The following is a 15,826-nucleotide window of genomic DNA, read 5'->3' as shown; positions in this document are numbered from 1 at the left end:
CGAGTGGGCTTGGAGGAGGGGACCACGCGGCAGATGTGCCCGAATAATAATGTAGCAGATGAAAAAAGCCAGACATTCATCGCACACGGTGGCGTAAAAGTCGGGCCGATGTACCGTCATCGCTGGCAGGAGCCGCAGAAGAACGTCGATCGTCCGGCCTGGACGAGCCGCTCCAGCGGGGTTCCGCACACCGGGCACGGCTCCCCCCCGCGGTCGTATACCTTGAGCCGTTCCGCGAAGCCCCCGCGCTCGCCGCTGGCGTCGCGGTAGTCCAGGAACGTGGTGCCCCGGAACTCAATGGCGTCGGTGAGCACCTGGCGCACGCCCTGTACCACTCGAGTGGCCTCGCTGGCGGAAAGGGTGTTTGCGGGCCGCCGGGGATCGACTCCCGCGCGGAACAGCGCTTCGCTCGCGTAGATGTTGCCCACGCCCACCACCCGCCCCTGGTCCATCAGCCAGGTCTTGATCGGCACCCGCGACCGGCCGGCGGACTGGTGGAGCCAGTCGGGGGTGAACTCGTCCGACAGGGGCTCCACCCCCAGGCCGCCGTCGAACGAACGCCACGCATCCTCGCCCACCACCCACAACCGCCCGAACCGCCGCACGTCGTGGTAGCGCAGCTCGCGCCCGTCCGCCAGGGAAAGCCGCACACCCAGGTGGCTGGGGTCTTCGTCCCCGGCCCTGGCCATCAGCAGCCGCCCCGTCATCCCCAGGTTCACGATCAGCCGCTCGCCGCCCAAGCCTACGACGATGTTCTTGGCCCGGCGCGCCACGTCGTGCACGGTGCGCCCCTTCAGCCGCGCGGCGAAGGCGTTCGGATCGTCCCCGTCGATCAGGTCCGGCCGCAGCACGTCCACGCCGCCGATTCGCGCACCGGGAAGCAGCCCCGCCAGGTCGTGAACGATGGTTTCGACTTCCGGAAGCTCAGGCATGGAAGTTCGCGCGCTCGATTTCCCGCCACCCGATGTCGCGGCGGAAGTGCTTTCCGTCGAACTGGATGGACTCTGCCGCCGCCCGGCTGCGCTCCGCCGCGGCGGCCACCGTGGGGGCCAGGGCGGTGACGGCCAGGACCCGGCCGCCGGCGGTGACCAGGGCGCCGTCGTCCGCACGGCGTGTTCCCGCGTGAAAGACGATCACGTCGTCGCTGCCCTGGAACTCGGCGGTGAGGTGGATGGGCACGCCGCTGGGGTAGTCGCCGGGGTAGCCGCCGGAGGCCAGCACGGTGGTGGCGGCGGCCTGCGGGCTCCATCCCAGGCGCAGCCCGGCGAGCGAGCCTCCGCGGGCGATCTCCAGGATCGGGTCCAGCAGGGACGAGCGCAGGAGGGGCAGCACCACCTGCGTTTCCGGGTCGCCGAAGCGGCAGTTGAACTCCACCACCTTGGGCCCGTCGGGAGTGAGCATCAGCCCCGCGTAGAGCAGGCCGCGGAAGGGGCATCCCTCGGCCGCCATCGCGGCGACGGTGGGGCGCAGGATCTCGCGCTCCACGCGCTCCATCAGCTCCGGCGTGGCAAGCGACACCGGGGCATAGGCGCCCATTCCGCCCGTGTTGGGCCCCGTCTCCCCCTCGCCCACGCGCTTGTGGTCCTGCGCGGGGACCATGGGTACCACGTCTTCGCCGTCCGTCAGGGCGAACACCGACAGCTCCTCGCCGGTCATCCGCTCCTCGACCACCACCTCCGCGCCCGCCACGCCGAATGCGCCGCCCTCCATCGTTTCCCGCAGCGCGGTGAGCGCCTGGTCCGTGTCGTCGCACACCACCACGCCCTTGCCGGCGGCCAGCCCCGAGGCCTTGACGACGACGGGGCCGGTGAGGGAGCGCACGTAGTCCTCCGCGTCGCTCAAGGCGGTGAACACCTGGAACGCCGCCGTGGGGATGCCGTGCCGCGCCATCAGCCCCTTGGCGAAGGCCTTGGACGACTCGATGCGCGCGGCCTGCTTGCTCGGGCCGAAGACCGGCAGGCGGTGGTTGCCGAAGTGGTCGGCGATCCCCTCCGCCAGCGGGGCCTCGGGGCCCACGATGGTCAGGTCGATCTGGTTCTGCTCGGCCCACCCGGCGAGCGACTGGAGTTCGCCCGCGTCGAGCGGAATGGAGGTCGCCAGCGCGTCGGTTCCGCCGTTGCCGCGGGTGATGAACAGCTCCGCGTTAGGCGCGTCGCGCCGCAGCTTCCACAGCAGGGCGTGCTCGCGCCCGCCGTTGCCTACGACCAGGATCTTCAAGGAACGCCGCCGTTTGGGTGCAGGGGTGCAGAACGCGGGGATGATAGTACCCGCGCCGCGTGCACAGCAACCGCCCGAAATGTGGTGTGAGGGCGTCGGTCCAGCCGCGGGTTCACCCGTCCTGGTGTCGACCCCGGCACGGGCGACTGAAGTCGCTGCAACAACGACCCGAAGTCCGCCTGCGCGGACTGGCTTGCTTCGGAGTGTAGGAGATCGATGTGGCACGTCCCGGCTTCCCGTGGCAGGTCCGGCGAGCGGGACGCGGCCGGTGCAGGACCGCAGGTGTGTGGCGGATCTCTCAGTCGCTGCTGTCGTCGGCGCGGGGGAAGGTTCGCCGGGACCGCTCCTTCGGGATGACAGGGTGCGGGTCGGCAGGTAGGATGTCATCTGCACTTCCCACGGTTGCCCGGAGTCGCGATGCGGACCATCTTCCACCTCCGACCCACGACGGTCCCTCCCCGTTCTCCCGGAAATCGCGCGATGCTGCGGATGATAGCTCCTTTCCCTGGTCGGCTCTTCGTCCGCGTGAGCCTCGCGCTGGCGATTGGTGGCGCAGCCCTGTCGCCGCAGGTGGCAGCGCAGAGTGCCGTCACGGGTCCGGCCGCGGACAGTGCGACGATTCCCCTCTCGTCCGCACTGGGCGAATTCTCGTGGCGCGTGGCGACGAGCGTTCCCGAGGCGCAGGCGTACTTCGACCAGGGAGTGCGCCTGATGTTCTCGTTCACCCCGGCCGATGCGCGCCGCTCGTTCGTGGAGGCGCGGCGCCTCGATCCCGCGTGCGCCATGTGCTGGTGGGGCGAGGCGTGGTCCCTGGGTCCGTACCTGAACGGCCCCATGGATGATGCCAACGCCGCCGGCGCGCACGCCGCGGCGACACGCGCGCAGGAACTCGCGGACCGCGGCGGCCCCCCGCTTGAACGGGCGCTGGTCGATGCGATGGCCGCGCGCTACCTCCCCGCGCATCCCGCGTCAGGCCGAAAGAGCCTCGACTCCGCATTCGTGAACGCGATGGCGGCCGTGTACGAGCGCAACCCGCGGAACGCGGAGGTGGCCACGCTCTACGCCGACGCGCTGATGCTGCTGGAGCCGCGGCGTGGAATCTGGCCGCTCACCAAGCCCTCCATCGCCCGCATCCACCAGGTGCTCGAAGGCGTGCTGGCGGCGGATATCGGGCATCCCGGCGCCTGCCACCTGTACATCCACGCGACGGAGACCACGCCCAGGGCCGGCGAGGCCCAGCGGTGCGCGGACCTGCTGGGGAGCGCCATTCCCGGCGCCAGCCACATCAACCACATGCCGTCGCACACGTACAACCGGGTGGGGCGGTGGGGGGATGCGACGCGCTCCAACATCCTGGCGTGGCACTCCGACCAGAAGGCGGCCACGGGCGAGGGGTTCGCCATCTACCCCGCGCACAACCTTCACATGCTGCTCTTCTCCGCGTCGGTGGATGGGCAGGGGGCGATCGCCATCCAGGCGGCGAGGGACTACACGAAGCTGGTGCCGGCGGACGGGGCCTCGTTCCAGGCGCTGACCCTGCTGCGCTTCGGGCGGTTCGCCGAGGTACTGGAACTGACCCGCAGCCCCGCGCATCCGATCCACGAAGGGCTGTGGGCGTTCGCGCGTGGACATGCGCACCTGCGCCTGGGGCAGCCAGACAGCGCGCGGGCGTACCTGGCGCTCGTCGACTCTCTCGCGCGGACCACGCCCGCCACGCGGACGTTCCGGCAGCATCAGCCCGCGCGCCTGCTGGGCGTCGTGAAGGGGATTCTGCTGGGCGAGCTGCTGCGCGGCGAAGGGCGGCCGGACGAGGCCGCCGCCGCGTTCCGGGAGGCGATCGCGCTGGAGGACGGGCTGATGTACGACGAGCCGGAGCCGCTTCCCTTCGCCGTGCGCGACTGGCTGGGGACGCTGCTGCTGGAGACGGGAAAGCCGGCGGAGGCCGAGCGGGTGTTTCGCGAGGGGCTGGTGCGCCGGCCGAACAACGGGTGGAGCCTCGTGGGGCTGGAGAAGGCCCTGCGCGCGCAGGGGCGCGAGGCCGAGGCGAACCAGGCGATGGAGGAGTTCCAGCGGGCCTGGGTGCGGTCGGATACCTGGCTCCCCGCCGCGCGGTTCTAGATCAGGGCTCGGCGTCCATCTCGGCGATGCGCCGCTGCAGGAAGCGGCGCTCCGGCTCCAGGCGCGCCAGGGCGAGCGCCCGCTCGTAGGCTGCGCGCGCCTCCGTCGTGCGGCCGAGCTGGCGGCAAAGGTCCGCCCGGGCCGCGTGCGCCAGGTGATAGTCGGCCAGCTCTCCGCCGGCGAGCAGCGGGTCGATCAGCGCCAGCCCCGCCGCCGCCCCGTCGCGCATGGCCACGGCGACGGCGCGGTTCAGCTCCACCACCGGCGATGGCTCCACCCTGGCGAGCACGTGGTACAGCCCCACGATCTGCGCCCAGTCCGTGGACTCGGCGTCCGCCGCCTCGGCGTGCACGGCCGCGATCGCGCCCTGCAGCGTGTACGGGCCGAAGCGCCGCGACGAGAGCGCCCGCTGCACCCGTGCGCATCCCTCCTCCACCTGCTCGCGGTTCCACAGCGACCGGTCCTGGTCCGCCAGAAGGACCAGCTCGCCACCGGGAATCGTTCGCGCCGCCCGCCGCGACTCGTGGAGCAGCATCAGCCCCAGCAGCCCTTCCACTTCCGGCTCCGGAAGCAGCTCCACGATCAGCCGCGCCAGGCGGATTGCCTCGCCGGAAAGGTCCGCGCGCGTCAGCGATTCGCCGGCGGAGGCGGAGTATCCCTCGTTGAACACCAGGTAGACTACGCGCAGCACCGCGTCCAGCCGCTCGGGGAGGTCGGCGCGCGAGGGCACCTGGTAGGGGATGCGCGCGTCGCGGATCTTCCCCTTGGCGCGGACGATCCGCTGCGCCAGCGTGGAGGGGGGAACCAGGAATGCGCGGGCGATCTCCTCCGTCGTCAGCCCGCAGACTTCGCGCAGCGTCAGGGCGATGCGCGCGTCCGGCGCCAGGGCGGGGTGGCAGCAGGTGAACACCAGGCGTAGCCGGTCGTCTTCCACGCCGTCGCCGTCCCACGTCTCCGGCTGGACGGCCGCCTCCATCTGCAGGGCGAGTTCGGCGACACGCGCGTCGAAGCGGGCGCGCCGGCGCATGGCGTCGATGGCCTTGAACCGTCCCGCCGAGACCAGCCAGGCGCGCGGATTGGTCGGCATTCCCTCGCGGGGCCACCGCTCCAGCGCGGCCGAAAAGGCGTCGTGAAGCGCCTCTTCGGCCGCGTCGAAGTCAGACAGCAGGCGGATGAGCGTGGCGAGCACGCGGCGCGACTCGGAGCGGTAGACCGCCTCCACCCGCTCGCGCATCCCGTCGGCCGCGTGCTCGTCCACGATCGAAGCCCTACTCGTCGCCGAAGTCGACCACCGGCCGCACCTCGATGCTGCCGATGCGCGCGGACGGGATCTTTGCCGCCACCTGGATGGCCTCGTTCAGGTCGCGCGCCTCGATCAGGTAGAACCCGCCCAGCTGCTCGCGCGTCTCGGCGAACGGCCCGTCCGTCGTCGACATCCTGCCGTTGCGAATGCGGACGGTGGTGGCCGTCGACACCGGCTGCAGCGCCTCGCCCGCCACGTACTGGCCGCTCTCGCGAATCCCCTGCGTAAAGGCGAAGTACTCGCCCATGAAGGCTTCGGACTCGCTGGCGGACATGGCGTCGATCGCCTTTTCCTCGTCGTAGATCAGGCACAGGTACTTCATGGGATTTCCTCTCGTGCGGGGGTGGGAACTGCCGTGAACATCCCATAGTCGTCCGGGGGAACGCCAAATCGACAATCCCCCGGACCTATCCGCAAGCATTTCAATTTTGCCGGCACCCGCTGCGGGCACCGCGGTCGGGCGGGATGGCAGCTCCAGAACCTGCCGGACCGCTTCGCCGCGCCTCCGGTGAAGTCGGGTTCGGGCTGGACGCGCAATACGTGGTGGATCATCACGCTGGTCCGCAGGTATCTCCTGTGCCGGTGGCACGCGGAAGTCATGCGAAAGAATTCCCCTGGATGGAGACGCTACCTGTGAGCACGCGAATGAAGGCGATGCGGGGAGCGGCCCTCGCCCTGGCGGTCGCGGCGGCGCCGGCCGCGGCCCAGGCGGTGGACACGGCAGCGCTGGGCGCCGCCGTCGCCGCGGAGCTGGCGCGCACGGGGATGCCCGGCGTGGCGGTGGTGATCGTGCGCGGGGGCGAGGTGGAGTTCGCGCGCGGGTACGGCGTGGCGAACGTGGAGACGGGGCAGGCGATGACGCCCGACCTGCTCTTCCAGGTGGGATCGGTGACCAAGCCGTTCACCGCCGCCGCCGCGCTGACCATGGTCCACGATGGACGGCTGGAGCTGGATGCCCCCGCCGGGCGATACGTCTCCGACCTGGCGTCGCGGATCGCCCCGCTGACGCTGCGCGAGCTGCTGGCGCAGACCACCGGCCTGGCGGACGAGTCCGCGGAGCACGGGGTTCACGGCGAAGGGACGCTGGTGCCCTACGTCCAGGGCTGGACGGGCGCGGAGGCCGTGCTGGAGCGCGGGGAAGCGTTCTCGTACTCCAACCGCAACTTCACCCTGGCCGGGGCGCTGGTGGAAGCGGCGTCCGGAAAGCCGTACGACGAGGTGGTGCGCGAGCGTGTGCTGGCGCCGCTGGGCATGCGCAACGCCACCTTCCGTCCGACGGAGGCAATCACCCAGCCCGTGGCGCAGGGCCACGCCGCGCGCCCCGGGCAGCCGCTGGCGGTCGTGCGTCCCCGCGCGGACGACACGCGCCAGTGGCCGGCCGGGTACCTGTACGCCAGCGCGCCCGAAGTCGCCCGGCTGGTGATCGCGCTGCTGAACCGCGGGAGGGTGGATGGACGGCAGGCGATCCCCGCCGCGGTAGTGGACTCCATGCTCGTGGCCCGCGCCGCCGTCCCGGGGCTGCCGAACGACGCCCGCTACGGTTTCGGGCTCTTCCACGACCGCATCGGGGGGATGGCCAGCAGCTGGCACTCGGGGACGATGCCCGGGTTCACCGCGATTTTCCGCGTCATCCCGGAACGGCGCGTGGGCGTGGTGATCCTGGGCAACCGCGAAGTGCGGCTCGACGCCCTGGCCGAGGCCGCCCTCTCCGCCGCCTTTCGCGAGCCTCTGCGTTCGCCCGCGACGGACGTGGCCGCCGTGGCGATGAGCCGCGAGGAGCTGGCGCGCTACGCCGGACGGTACACGGGGCGCTTTCCGCTCGTGCTGCGGATGGGAAACGGCGGGCTGCTGCTGGAGCGGTTCGGCGCCACGCTGTCGGTGACGCCGCTGGGCGGCGGCCGGTTCGCCGTGCAGGCCCCGGGCGCGCCGAGGCCGGACGTGTTCACGGTCGTGCTGCCCCGGGACGGGCGCCCCGGCTACCTGCAGATGTTCCTGTGGGCGTTCCCGCGGGACCCCGCCCCCTGACGGGCCAGCGGGTGGGGCTCAGAGTCCTGCGAAGACGACGACCATCAGGAAGAGGAAAATCATGATGGTGCTGCCCAGCCACACGACGCCGACGTACAGGATGGGGTAGATGAAGAAGGCCACCCAGCGAGCGTACGGCGGAAGCCGCTGGATCGACTTGGTAAAGGGCCGTTCCATCCTGCGGTACGAGCGCAGCAGCAGGTTGCGCGAGCTCTTCGCTTCGCGCAGCCCACCGTGCACACCGTGGGCGGTGGGATTCAGCCGCAGCCCCTCGTGAAAGGCCACGATGGCTGCGTGCGGATCGTTCCGGTCCAGCAGGTACCAGCCGCGGAGAGCATGCGCGGCGCCGCTTTCGGGATGGCGCACCAGCAGGCGCTGGATGGTGTCGTTCGCCTGGTCGTAGTAGCCCATCTCCAGCAGCGCCGCCGCCCGCACGGTGCCGCATCCCTCGTCGTCGGGGTTGTGCGCCAGCCCCTCGTCGGCGGAGGCGACGGCGGCCCTCCAGTCCTTCTGGTCCAGCCGGATCATCGACAGCAGGTGCCACGCGGCCACGAACTCCGGCGCCAGCTTCACCGCCTCCAAGGCCGACGCCGCGGCCTGCCGGGCGTTGCCGCGCGCCTTGACCACGCTGGCGCGCACGTAGTGGCAGAAAGCGTCCTCCGGCCACGCGGCGACGGCGGCGTTGGCGTGGCGCTCGGCATCCACCAGCTTTCCCTGGTTTTCCAGGCACAGCGCCAGCAGCGCGTGGGCGTCGCCGTAATCCGGGTCGTCCGCCAGCGCCGGGACCAGCTCCGCCGCGGCCAGGTCGTAGCGGCCCATCCGGTACAGCGCCCGCGCCCGGTCGGTGGGGGAGGCCGTCGCCATGCGGCGTGCGCCCGCTACATCCCCAGGTAGGCGCGGACCGGGTCGTACAACCCGCTCTTGTCCGCGTACAGGATGTAGTTGCGGGCCGTGTCGAACCACTCGCGGCTGGACGGCCTCACCTGCTTGGCGGCGGCCAGCAGGTCGCGCGTGGAAAGCGGCTCGGGGATGCCGGAGCGGATGGCGCCGCGCAGCTTGCCCTCTACCGCGCGGTCCACCACGTCCTTCAGGTCCGCCCCCGACAGCCCGTCCGTACGCTGCGCCAGGGCGGCCACGTCCACGTCGCGCGTGGGCTTGCCGCGCAGCAGCAGCTCCAGGATGGCGGTGCGCGCCGCGGCGTCTGGCGGCGGGACGAAGATGATGCGGTCGAAGCGCCCCGGGCGCCGGAAGGCAGAATCCAGGTGCCAGGGCGCGTTGGTGGCGGCGAGCACCAGCACGCCCTCGTTGGCGCTGGTCAGCCCGTCGAGCTCCGCAAGGAACTGGTTGACCACCTGCCGCCCCGCGCTGGTGCGCAGGTCTGCCCGGCTGCCCGCGATGGCGTCCACCTCGTCGAAGAAGAGGACGCTGGGCGCCGTGGAGCGCGCCTTTTCGAACAGCTCGTGCAGCTGGCGCTCGCTTTCGCCCAGCCACATGTCGAGCACGTCGTGGATGCCGACGGAGAGGAACGACGCCCCGATCTCCCCGGCCGTCGCGCGCGCCACGAAGGTCTTTCCGCACCCCGGCGGGCCGTACATCAAAATACCGCCGCCCGCCGTCTTTCCGTACGCGCGGTACAGCTCCGCGTGCTGGATGGGATGGATGATCTTCAGGCGGATCTCGTCCTTCACCCCGTCCATCCCGCCGACGTCCTGGAACGTCAGCTTCGGGCGCTCCACGCCGATCTTGCCGGGTGCCGAGCCGTAGTCCTCCTCGATCTCGTCGAACTCGTCGTCGTCCGGCTGCCAGTCGGTGGTGGCGGGCTGGCGCACGCGGCTGTCCTCGATCTCCGGTGCGGCGGCCGGCTGCATGGTCCCCAGCGCCTCGTCCAGCGCGGGGTCCGCCGAGCGCGGATCGGCCTGGCGGGCGCGGGCGTACGCGAGGGCGGCGGCGGCGCGGTCGCCCGCGCTCAGCAGCAGGCGCGCGTGAAGCACGTGCGCGTCGGCGGGGGCGCGACCGGTGGACATCACGTCCTCTATCACCACCAGGGCGGCGGAGCGCTTGCCCTGGGCGTGGAAGGTGCGCGCCAGCCCCAGCTGGATGCGCTCGTCCGTCGGGTCCATGCGCAGCGCCGCGCGGTAGTGCTCTTCGGCCTCGGAGAGGGCGTCGGCGGCCAGCAGCTGCTCCGCCAGCAGGGTGCGGAGCAACGGGTCTTCGGGCGCGGCGCGGACGGCCTCGCGCAGGCCGTGCAGGCGGCCCTGGTCAGCGCTCATTGGGTCCGTTTCCGGGAAGGTTGCACGGATGATGGGGCGGACATGGTACGATGGACGGACGGCGCCGCGCCAGAGCCGTCCGTTCCCGGCGCGTGTCGATCGGCTTCGGTGATTCAACGGGGCGCGTCCGCCTGGAACACGATCTCGCCGCCGATGATGGTCGCCGTCACCCGTGCTTCGCGGATGGCCTCGGGCGCCACGCGGCGGATGTCGCGGTCGATGATCACGAGGTCGGCCAGCTTGCCGGGTTCGAGCGTGCCCTTGATCCCCTCCTCGAACGAGGCGTAGGCAGCGGTGGCGGTGTAGGCGCGCAGGGCCTCTTCGACGGTGATCTTTTGCTCCGGCACCCACCCGCCGGGGTTCCGGTCGTCCAGCGTGCGGCGGGTGACGGCGGCGTAGATGCCCTCCAGCGGCGTGGGCGGCGCCACGAACCAGTCGCTGCCGAACGCCAGCCGCGCCCGCGCGTCCAGCAGCGCGCGAAACGCGTAGGTGCCGCGGCTGCGCTCCGGGCCGATTACCGCCGTGGCCCAGCGGCCGTCGTCGATGGCGTGGTACGGCTGCATGCTGGGGATCACGCCCAGCGCGGCGAAGCGGGGGAGGTCGGATGGCGCCAGGTGCTGCGCGTGCTCGATGCGGAACCGGCGGTCGCGGGCGCCGTTCCGGGCCGCCACCCGCTCGTACGCGTCCAGCAGCAGCGTGTTCGCCCGGTCGCCGATGGCGTGCACCATCACGTGGAGCCCGGCCGCGTCGGCGCCGCCGATCCACCGCTGCAGGGTGTCGGGGTCCACCACCAGTAGCCCGCGGCTGGTGGGATCGTCGGTGAACGGCTGGTGGAAGGCAGCGGTGTGCGAGCCCAGCGACCCGTCCACGTAGCCCTTGAGCCCGCCGATTCGCAGCCACTCGTCACCCCGTCCCGTGGCGGCAACGGTGTCCGCCAGCCGCGCCCACGTGTGCAGGGGCACGGCAGCGTACACGCGCGTCTTCAGCCGTCCCGCGGCATGCGCCCGGCGGAAGACCTTGAGATCGCCCCATCCGCCCACGTGGTGAACACTGGTGACGCCCTGCCGCGCCACGTACCGCATGGCGGCGTCCAGCGCGCGGTCGTTCAGCTCCGCGGGCGGCGCAGGGACCACGCGGTCCACCATCGCCATCGCGTTGTCGCGGAACACGCCAGCGGGCGAACCATCCGCGCGGCGGACCACCTCGCCGCCCTCCACCTCCGGCGCGGCGCGGTCCACCCCCGCGGCGGCCAGCGCGGCGGAGTTGGCCAGCGCCATGTGCCCGTCCAGCCGGCTCACCCACACGGGATGATTCGGGGTGACGGAGTCGATCCACTCGCGCCTGGGCAGCTCGCCGCCCCACAGCGAGTGGTCCCAGTCGCCGCCGGTGATCCACGTGCCGGCGGGGACCGTCCGCGCGTAGTCGCGGATGCGGGCGGCGAACTCCGCCGGCGTGCGCGCGTCGCGAAGCTGCACCTGGCTGAGGCGGAAGCCCCCGTCCACGAAGTGCACGTGCGCGTCGATGAACCCTGGTACCACCATGCTGCCCGCGGCGTCCACCACCCGCGTCTCCGGCCCGGCCAGCCGCCGCACCTCCGCCTCGCTCCCCACGGCGACGATCCGCCCGTCCCGAACCGCCACCGCTCGCGCGTCCGGCGCACCATCCACCCCGGTCCACACCGTCCCGCCGACCACCACCAGGTCGGCGGCGGGGGAGAGCGCCGCGGCCACGGCGAGGCCGGGCGCCGCCGGGGCACACGCGGCGAACAGGGCGGCGACTGCGACGAGCCGGAGGGCACGGGCGCGCGCGCCGGCATGGCGGAGCGGGGGGCGCGGGGAGCGCGCGGCGCGGCGGTGGATGGTCGTCACGGATGCGGTCGCGTGGGGAGTGGCGGGCGGTAAACGGGGCCAGACGGTCGCGCGGATGGAGCGCGCGGGTCCGAAATCCGAATGTAGCGCCGGGCTCGCAGCCACGCACGCGCGGCGTCCTGGCGTGCCGTGGCGTGCATGGGGATGTTGTTGCATCCACGATGGCGGATTAGGTTTCCCGCCAGGTACACCCCGGGCGACACCATCGCGCCTTTTCCTACCTCCGTCCCGAGCATGCTGGACCGGCACCAGGCCGAGCACCTGTTCCTGGAAAACCTCGGCTGGATCGAGCGCGTGCTTGCCACGCTCGCTCGCCGGCAGGGGCTTTCCGGCGACGACGCCGACGACTTCGCGTCGTGGGCCAAGCTGCGTCTGATCGAGGACGACTATTCCGCCCTCCGCCGCTTTCGCGGCGAAAGCGCGCCGTCCACGTACCTGACCGTGGTGCTGTCGATGCTCGCCCGCGACTACCGGGTCCGCGAGCGGGGCCGCTGGCGGCCCTCCGCGGCGGCGAGGCGGCTGGGGCCCACGGCGGTGCGCCTGGAAACGCTGGTGCACCGCGACGGGTTCACGCTCACCCAGGCGGCCCAGCTGATGCGCACGACGGGACACGGCGAGCTGGCGGACCGCGACCTGGCCGAGCTGTGGCGGCAGCTGCCAGCCCGCGCGCCCCTGCGCCCGGTCGCCGCCGCCGAGGAGGTGACCGCCGCCCTCCCGGCGGACGAGCAGGCGGACGTGCGCGTGCTGGCGCAGGAGTCCGAGCAGCGGCGGAACGAGGCGGAGCAGGCCGTCGCCCAGGCCGTCGCCAGCCTGCCGGACGAGGACCAGGTGATCGTGAGGATGCGCGTGTGGCACGAAATGACCGTTGCCGACGTGGCGCGCGGCCTCAACCTGCCGCAGAAGCCGCTCTACCGGCGGATGGACCGCATCTTTTCGCAGTTGCGGCGCACCTTGGAAGCGGGTGGGCTTTCGCGCGAGCGGGTCCGCGGGTTGCTGGAGGATCGCGCGCCATGACCGAACGGGAGCGGGATAAACACCTGACGGGTCCATCTAACAAGGGTGGACATCCTGACGAAAGGGCGTGGGTGAAGGAGGAACGCGGGGCCGGTACGGGCTCCGGCGATTGGGACGAGGCCGAGCGCCTGGCGGCGCTGCTCGATGCCCGCCTGGACGCGGACGCGCACGCCGACGTCCTGGCGCACCTGGCGACCGACGACGAGGCCCTGGCCGCCTACGCCGAGGCCGCCGCCGTAACGCGCGCCTTGGAAGAAGAGGACGCAGCAGCCGGCGTGACGCCGCTCCGTCCCGCCGCGCGCCGCGCTTCACCGTTCTCGGGACCGCGACGCTGGGGCGCGGTTGCCGCCGTCGTGGCCGCCGTCGCGCTGGCACCGCTCGCGTGGAATCTGATGCAGCCGCCCGGCCTGCAGGAGCCGGGTGCCCTGGCGGAGCGGCTGGCCTCGACCGGCACCGTGCTCCCGGCCGGCTGGGACCCGAGCCCTTGGGGCAGCACCCGTTCCGCCTCGGACCCGATGACGCTGCGCGCTCGCGCCATCCGCATCGGCGCTCGGCTCGTGGAACTGGAACTCGCGCTGCGCGGCCAGGATCCGGCCGCGGCGCGCACGGCGGCGCAGGTCGCCATCCTGCTGGGCGAGCTCCCGGGTTCGGGCTTCGCAGTCTCCATCTTCCGCGACATCCAGGCCCGCGCCGGCGCGCCGTGGGCAGAGTTGGAGCCGCTGATGGAGCAGGGCAGCGAAGCCGCCGCCATGGCCGGGGACGACGACGTGCGGCTGGGCGCCTGGCTCCAGGCGGCCCGCATCGCCGCCGCCCGAAAGGATGCGGAATTTTTCCGCACGCGCGCCATCGAAGCCGCGCTCGACCGCCTCGACTCCGACCCTGCCACGAGCGAGCACGCCCAGCGCATCCGCGCCCTCACGAACGCCGAGGGCGCCCGGGATTGGGACGCCCTCGAAAGACAGCTGGCGGAGATCCTCGATCAACTGGGGTGACTCCGCCCTGCGTCTGAGGTGAGCTGGACGCCGCGCCGGAGCCCGGTCCGGTGGGCCCAGGTGCTCGGCAAGATCATTGTCGGAGGGGCGCCGCCGGCGCCCCTTCGTGCCTCGTGGTCATCCGCGCCGGTCATTTGCGGCGCCGGAGCCCGCCGGTTATCATCCCCGCTCTTATACCCGGCACCGGAACTCAGCGCGGATCGGCGAGACGAGGCATGGCGGACAACGATTTGATGGAGAAGCTGGTATCCCTGTCCAAGCGGCGGGGCTATGTCTTCCAGTCGTCCGAAATCTACGGCGGCACGGGCTCCGTGTGGGACTACGGCCCGCTGGGGGTAGAGCTCAAGCGCAACGTCAAGGAGGCCTGGTGGCGCGCGATGGTGCACGAGCGCGACGACATCGAGGGCCTGGACGCCGCCATCCTGATGCACCCCAAGGTGTGGGAGGCCTCGGGGCACGTGGCCGAGTTCACCGACCCGCTGGTGGAGTGCCGCAACTGCCACCGCCGCTACCGCGTAGACATCCTGCTGGCCGAGAGCAAGGCCCAGGAGCTGGAGTCGGCGCAGTGCCCCAGCTGCGGCAAGACGGGCGAGTGGACGGAGCCGCGCAACTTCAACCTGATGTTCAAGACGTTCATGGGTCCCGCCGAAGACTCGGCGAACGTGGTGTACCTGAGGCCCGAGACGGCGCAGGGCATCTACGTGAACTTCCTGAACGTGCAGCAGAGCGCCCGTCAGAAGGTGCCCTTCGGCATCGCGCAGATCGGCAAGGCGTTCCGCAACGAGATCACGCCCGGCAACTTCACGTTCCGCACGCGTGAGTTCGAGCAGATGGAGATGCAGTTCTTCGTGGAGCCGGGTACGGACAAGGCGTTCTTCGAGGAATGGCGCGAGCGCCGGCTGGCGTGGCACACCGACGTGCTGGGATTGTCGCCGGACCGGCTGCGCTACCATCCGCACGAAAAGCTGGCGCACTACGCCAGCGCCGCGGGCGACGTGGAGTTCTTCTTCGGCGGCACCATCGGCGACGAGGGGTGGGGCGAGATCGAGGGCATCCACAACCGCACCGACTTCGACCTGAAGCGCCACCAGGAATTTTCGGGGAAGCGGCTGGAGTACATCGATCCCGCCGCGGGCAAGCGGTACATCCCGTACATCATCGAGACGTCGGTGGGCGCCGACCGCGCGACGCTGGCGGTGCTGGCCAACGCCTACCTCGAAGAGGCCGTGGAGGGCGAAACGCGCGTGGTGCTTGCCATCAAGCCCTCGCTGGCGCCCATGAAGTGCGGCGTGTTTCCGCTGGTGAAGAAGGACGGCATGCCGGAGCGCGCCACGCAGATCCACGAAGACCTGCGGCGCCGCGGCATCCCCAGCTTCTACGACGAGGCGGGCGCCATCGGCCGGCGGTACCGCAGGCAGGACGAGGCGGGAACGCCGTTCTGCATCACGGTGGACGGCGAGACGATGGAGCAGGGCACCGTCACCATCCGCGACCGCGACACCATGGAGCAGTCGCGCATCTCGCAGGACGAGATCGTCAACTGGCTGAAGGAGCGCATCGGCTGATCGTCTGGGGCCGGGGCGGGGGAGTGCGGACGGCGGCTCGCGGTGCGGGCCGCCGTTCTGTTGGCCCCACCCCCGGCCCCTCCCCGCACAAAACTGCTGTGCGGAGAGGGGAGAACTTCGATGGGGGTTCGATACGCTGCCGGTGCATGCCTCGGGAGCCCCCCTCTCCCGGCCTCTCCCCCGCAAACCGCGCGGGAGAGAGGAGAACGTCGATCCGGGTTCGACGGGCTGCCTCGCATGCCTCGGGAGCCCCCTCCCCCCGGCCCCCGTCCCCCGCTTCGCAGGCTACCCATTACCCACATCTCTGATAGGGGTGTCAGGGCCGAAATACAAGGCGCAGTCTGCAAAAATGCCGTGGGAGCGTAGGTTTGAGGCCGCGTCAAACCCGTCGTCGACGTAGGAGTGTGTGGCGTCTACGCACCGGAATGCGCGCTGCTCCGTCTCCCGAGTGGAC

At 71.6% G+C, this 15,826-nt stretch carries 12 protein-coding genes; 5 read left to right on the top strand and 7 right to left on the bottom strand.

Features of this window, described 5'->3' with window-relative positions; translation table 11 throughout:
• Positions 1-116: 116 nt before the first annotated feature.
• Both mutM and purD read right to left on the bottom strand, forming a co-directional pair.
• Positions 117-932 carry a bifunctional DNA-formamidopyrimidine glycosylase/DNA-(apurinic or apyrimidinic site) lyase gene (mutM, locus tag VF632_RS05705; protein WP_331021895.1) on the bottom strand — a complete coding sequence of 272 codons (816 nt, stop codon included), beginning with the start codon at positions 930-932 and terminating at the stop codon, positions 117-119.
• Positions 925-2,217, bottom strand: a complete 1,293-nt coding sequence (purD, locus tag VF632_RS05700) for a phosphoribosylamine--glycine ligase (protein ID WP_331021894.1) — start codon at positions 2,215-2,217, stop codon at positions 925-927. The genes mutM and purD overlap by 8 nt, the downstream gene beginning before the upstream one ends.
• A 489-nt stretch (positions 2,218-2,706) precedes the next feature.
• Here purD and VF632_RS05695 point away from each other — a divergent pair, with 489 nt between their 5' ends.
• Positions 2,707-4,335, top strand: coding sequence for a hypothetical protein (locus tag VF632_RS05695; RefSeq protein WP_331021893.1), 1,629 nt, complete (start codon positions 2,707-2,709; stop codon positions 4,333-4,335).
• Between the two features lies 1 nt (position 4,336).
• Here VF632_RS05695 and VF632_RS05690 read toward each other — a convergent pair whose 3' ends face one another.
• Both VF632_RS05690 and VF632_RS05685 read right to left on the bottom strand, forming a co-directional pair.
• Positions 4,337-5,569, bottom strand: coding sequence for an RNA polymerase sigma factor (locus VF632_RS05690; protein ID WP_349263971.1), 1,233 nt, complete (start codon positions 5,567-5,569; stop codon positions 4,337-4,339).
• A 34-nt stretch (positions 5,570-5,603) separates the two neighbouring features.
• Positions 5,604-5,960 (bottom strand): YciI family protein, encoded by a 357-nt coding sequence (locus VF632_RS05685; RefSeq protein WP_331021891.1) that lies wholly within the window; start codon positions 5,958-5,960, stop codon positions 5,604-5,606.
• Between the two features lie 323 nt (positions 5,961-6,283).
• Here VF632_RS05685 and VF632_RS05680 point away from each other — a divergent pair, with 323 nt between their 5' ends.
• Positions 6,284-7,663, top strand: a complete 1,380-nt coding sequence (locus VF632_RS05680) for a serine hydrolase domain-containing protein (RefSeq protein ID WP_331021890.1) — start codon at positions 6,284-6,286, stop codon at positions 7,661-7,663.
• An 18-nt stretch (positions 7,664-7,681) separates the two neighbouring features.
• Here VF632_RS05680 and VF632_RS05675 read toward each other — a convergent pair whose 3' ends face one another.
• The 3 genes from VF632_RS05675 to VF632_RS05665 all read right to left on the bottom strand — a co-directional run bounded on the left by VF632_RS05675 (position 7,682) and on the right by VF632_RS05665 (position 11,801).
• Positions 7,682-8,527 carry a tetratricopeptide repeat protein gene (locus tag VF632_RS05675; RefSeq protein WP_331021889.1) on the bottom strand — a complete coding sequence of 282 codons (846 nt, stop codon included), beginning with the start codon at positions 8,525-8,527 and terminating at the stop codon, positions 7,682-7,684.
• 14 nt (positions 8,528-8,541) lie between these two features.
• Positions 8,542-9,933: an AAA family ATPase gene (locus tag VF632_RS05670; protein WP_331021888.1), complete on the bottom strand. Its 1,392-nt coding sequence runs from the start codon at positions 9,931-9,933 to the stop codon at positions 8,542-8,544.
• A gap of 113 nt (positions 9,934-10,046) precedes the next feature.
• Positions 10,047-11,801 (bottom strand): amidohydrolase, encoded by a 1,755-nt coding sequence (locus VF632_RS05665; RefSeq protein ID WP_331021887.1) that lies wholly within the window; start codon positions 11,799-11,801, stop codon positions 10,047-10,049.
• Between the two features lie 234 nt (positions 11,802-12,035).
• On the opposite strand from VF632_RS05665, the gene VF632_RS05660 reads away from it, so the two are divergent.
• The 3 genes from VF632_RS05660 to VF632_RS05650 all read left to right on the top strand — a co-directional run bounded on the left by VF632_RS05660 (position 12,036) and on the right by VF632_RS05650 (position 15,372).
• Positions 12,036-12,815, top strand: a complete 780-nt coding sequence (locus tag VF632_RS05660; protein ID WP_331021886.1) for a sigma-70 family RNA polymerase sigma factor — start codon at positions 12,036-12,038, stop codon at positions 12,813-12,815.
• On the top strand, positions 12,812-13,807 hold the full coding sequence (locus VF632_RS05655) for a hypothetical protein (RefSeq protein ID WP_331021885.1): 996 nt from the start codon (positions 12,812-12,814) through the stop codon (positions 13,805-13,807). Before VF632_RS05660 ends, VF632_RS05655 begins: the two co-directional genes overlap by 4 nt.
• A 215-nt stretch (positions 13,808-14,022) precedes the next feature.
• The gene (locus VF632_RS05650) at positions 14,023-15,372 is read left to right on the top strand and encodes a glycine--tRNA ligase (protein WP_331021884.1); all 1,350 of its coding nucleotides are present in this window, start codon (positions 14,023-14,025) and stop codon (positions 15,370-15,372) included.
• Positions 15,373-15,826: the final 454 nt, after the last annotated feature.

The organism is Longimicrobium sp., assembly GCF_036388275.1.
Classification (GTDB): Bacteria; Gemmatimonadota; Gemmatimonadetes; order Longimicrobiales; family Longimicrobiaceae; genus Longimicrobium.
Note: the sequence above shows the minus strand (reverse complement) of the source record. Positions and strands in the feature narration are given on the sequence as shown.